At 35.7% G+C, this 3,381-nt stretch carries 4 protein-coding genes and 2 pseudogenes; 2 read left to right on the forward strand and 4 right to left on the reverse strand.

What is annotated here, in order from left to right:
• A pseudogene (locus tag GO685_RS04210) lies at nucleotides 1-109 on the forward strand (IS982 family transposase); the annotation flags it as partial.
• Here the strand turns inward: GO685_RS04210 and GO685_RS04215 are convergent.
• Nucleotides 106-363, reverse strand: a complete 258-nt coding sequence (locus tag GO685_RS04215) for a hypothetical protein (RefSeq protein ID WP_175937705.1) — start codon at nucleotides 361-363, stop codon at nucleotides 106-108. The pseudogene GO685_RS04210 and the gene GO685_RS04215 overlap by 4 nt on opposite strands.
• Nucleotides 364-367: 4 nt before the next feature.
• Here GO685_RS04215 and GO685_RS04220 point away from each other — a divergent pair, with 4 nt between their 5' ends.
• Nucleotides 368-694, forward strand: coding sequence for a hypothetical protein (locus GO685_RS04220; protein ID WP_175937706.1), 327 nt, complete (start codon nucleotides 368-370; stop codon nucleotides 692-694).
• Between the two features lie 9 nt (nucleotides 695-703).
• Here GO685_RS04220 and GO685_RS04225 read toward each other — a convergent pair whose 3' ends face one another.
• The 3 genes and pseudogenes from GO685_RS04225 to GO685_RS05880 form a co-directional block, all read right to left on the reverse strand.
• Nucleotides 704-1,294 carry a CvpA family protein gene (locus tag GO685_RS04225; RefSeq protein WP_175937707.1) on the reverse strand — a complete coding sequence of 197 codons (591 nt, stop codon included), beginning with the start codon at nucleotides 1,292-1,294 and terminating at the stop codon, nucleotides 704-706.
• Between the two features lie 56 nt (nucleotides 1,295-1,350).
• Nucleotides 1,351-1,947 (reverse strand): riboflavin synthase, encoded by a 597-nt coding sequence (locus GO685_RS04230; RefSeq protein WP_175937708.1) that lies wholly within the window; start codon nucleotides 1,945-1,947, stop codon nucleotides 1,351-1,353.
• A gap of 51 nt (nucleotides 1,948-1,998) precedes the next feature.
• Nucleotides 1,999-3,151, reverse strand: a pseudogene (locus GO685_RS05880) (hypothetical protein); the annotation flags it as partial.
• Nucleotides 3,152-3,381 lie beyond the last annotated feature (230 nt).

The raw sequence follows: 3,381 nt of genomic DNA on the forward strand, positions 1-3,381 counted from the left end.
TCGCCATAGATCTCCTATTAACTTTTTAGTTCACATCTTTTCTACGCTTATTTCATATTCCATGCAACCCAAAAAGCCCTCTATTTCCAGCCCTTTCTTTATCGGCTAATCCATAGTTAGCGTTTTTAGTGCTGTTAAATATAAGGACGGTGTAGCGAGCACACGCGCTTTAAAAGCCGAATTTATCACAAAAGATACCCTGCTCACTACTCCTGCAATAGAAACTGATACACCAACTTGTGAAAATAGCAAAGATTCTGATAATGCTGAAGCTACTAACGAAAAAAATGAAGATAGTACCACTACTTCAACAGAAGCTGTTACGCAAGGGCTAAGTGCTTCTAACAGAACAGATGAAGGCAATACTTTGCCTCATACTGAAACAAAGGATCAAACAAAATCGTGTTCCCATAGTGAGCCTAAAAAAGAAAACGTTGTAAACGAAAAAGAAAAATCATCAACAAAAACAACGCAGCAAAGACAAGCAATCATGGCTGGTGGTGCTGGTATAGCGTTATTAGTAAGCAGTATTGTATCTTATGCCCTAAAGATGCACATTATAGCGGTGGCTGGGGTAGTTGTTGGACTGGTATGCATGAGTTTTGCATTGTATAATGTTTTAAAGCCTAGTACCAAACTTGAGGAAGTGAAAGATGTAGAGCGTTCCCGAAAGTCACCAGAGGTTGTCTTATAAGCATGGGTATTACTCTTCTTTTTTATCACCCTCAGGCTTTTCTTGGTCAACCATTCCTTCGCCAATCTCTTTTATTTTTAGTATCAACGACTCCGGTATGTAGACATCAACTATGTCTTCTACTGTCGAAAATAAAGCCTGATAAGAGTGCGAATTTTTTATCCAATTAGGCAATATGTCTTCTGCTTCTATTTTAGACTGCTCCTCTTTTTTGTCATACGCCGTGTAGCAATATAAGTGCACGGCAAAGAATAGTACATAAGAAAGCAATACTCCTCTGAACGCTCCGACAAGGATTCCGGTCACTCTATCGATTAACCCCAACCTTATGGGTGATAATATATACATCAGCCAGTTGTTTACTATCATAAATATAAGGTTGAGTATAATAAATACAGAAATTGTAGAAAGTATGTTCTGCGTAGCTTTAGAATCAAAGTATTTACTATAATTTATAGCGAAGAAATCATAATGATTAGCTGTCAGAAAAACCGACAAAAACAAAAACATTAGCGCGCATAACTCTTTTATAAAGCCTCTAGTTAACGAGATTATTACGCATACAACAATAATGAAAATAATTATACAATCGAAGAGCATACTACATATTATATGGTTTTCAAGATATAATAATTGCAAACAACAAAATTGTAAAATTAATTGTATCTATGCTGCATCAACTGGTCTAAATATCTAGCGATCATGTCGACTTCTAAATTTAGATAATCATCCACTTTGTTATACTGGAAAGTTGTGTTTTGCCATGTGTAGGAAATGATATTGACAACAAATTCTTGGCTGATAACTGAATTTACTGTGAGAGAAACTCCATCTAGCGTTACAGATCCCTTTTTGGCAATAAATTTAATTAACTCTTGTGAGCACGATAGCTTGATTTTATGAGAATCCAAATTTTGATTGATTGCAAGAATTTGTACTATCTTATCTACATGACCCTGGACTAGGTGGCCGTCGATTCTATCACTCAGTCTCATTGCTTGTTCTAGGTTTATTTTCTTTCCTACTTTCCAATTATTTAGGTTAGTAACCTTCATGGTTTCTTGAGACACTTGAACTGTGAACACATCGTTAATTATGTCAACGACAGTTAAACACACACCAGAGCAGGCTATTGAATCTCCTCTATTTATAGAGAGTAAGTTTTGTGCCTTGATATGGAAGATTTGATCGGAGTTAGAGCAAGTCTTGATATCAATTACAGTTCCAATATCTGTAATAATTCCTTTAAACATACAGTAAAATAAATGATTTTATCACAAAAAATCTTTTAAAATAGCTATCCATTAAGTGGGAGCAAGAGGCTTGTTTTTATCTACCTGTTCAATAGACTCTACCGAATATTTAGAATATATAAAATAAGCCAAACTCAGAACACATAATGTGGCTAGTATTGGTAATCCTATGTTCAATGCCAGCCCAATACTTTCTCTTTTCTCTGGTGGCACTACTCCCTTTAAAATTGACACTTTTCCCAGCGGCAAATGCCACAGGCAGAGCGTTGATATAGAGGATGCTATCAACAATAGACAAAAGTAAGTCTCTTTCGAAGAAAACACGATTTTTAACAGCGGTTTGGAAGCAGTGTTAGTAGCTAGTGGAGTTGTACTTGTTACTGGTGAAGGGCTTGTGGTTTTGTTTGGTAAAGGATTTCCACTTTCATGAGAAACGTTTTCAGGTTGTGGAAAAGGTTGTTGTATGGGAATACCTGAAACTAATTTGAGTAATTGCTCTTTTTTTCTATACACTTGCCTTTGTAAATATTCTTTACCTAAAAGTGAATTATTAGAAGGTTGTGACCTTTCAGGTATCTGTAACACTTCTAATACTTCACCTGGCTCTAATATTTCATGTAGTTGTTTATCTTGGAAATAAACAATATTGAACACTGAGTTGAAAATATTGCGAAATGTTTCTGGATCCTGATTTTTGTATCCATTCATCACTTCAACAAATACCTTATCAAGTTTTTTTTCCCTTGTATTCAGCATGATTATCTATCATAGCTACTCTGGCATCATTTTGTGCTTGTCTTACGGCTAATTGTTTTTCTTCTTCTGATAGTACTTTAGCTTGCTTCTTCGATTTCTTTCTTCTATTAGCCTTAAAATAATCTGTATGCGACCTGGTTTGAACTATATCGGAAAGCTTTGCGGTTTCACCTGCTTCTCCTTCATTTTTTTGTATTACCTCGTTTGGTTCTGTCTCTTTGGGTAGTTGGTAAGTTAAAGCCCTCTGTCTTTGCGACAGCTTTGGTGGCTGTTGAAAGAAGAATTGTACTGTACTAAAAAAGTTGAGTAGGCGAAAAGACCTAAACCAAGCAAAATTGTCATACATTGCAGCAACAACTACTGGTGCACGTGTAACTTGCTTCTTGCTATTCGTCAAATTGTAGCCAAACGAGCCCCTAATTGGTACGATTTGTTTATCTTGTATGTTTTCTTTTTGAACTATATTCCGTTCTTTTCCGCTTTTAGTTTTTTCTGCTTGTGGCATATCCTGACTTTATTTTCCACCTTTGGTCTCTTCTGCGCATTTTAGCTTCTTATTTAGGAATGACTTAATCTTATGCAAATTACCTAGTCTCTGTGAACAAAATTTTAGAGAAGCCATATGAGAGAACCAACGAAGTTTAAAAAACCCATAAAAACCTCAGCAGTCTTGTCAAA

It is taken from the genome of Wolbachia endosymbiont of Madathamugadia hiepei (genome assembly GCF_013366855.1).
Lineage (GTDB): Bacteria > Pseudomonadota > Alphaproteobacteria > Rickettsiales > Anaplasmataceae > Wolbachia.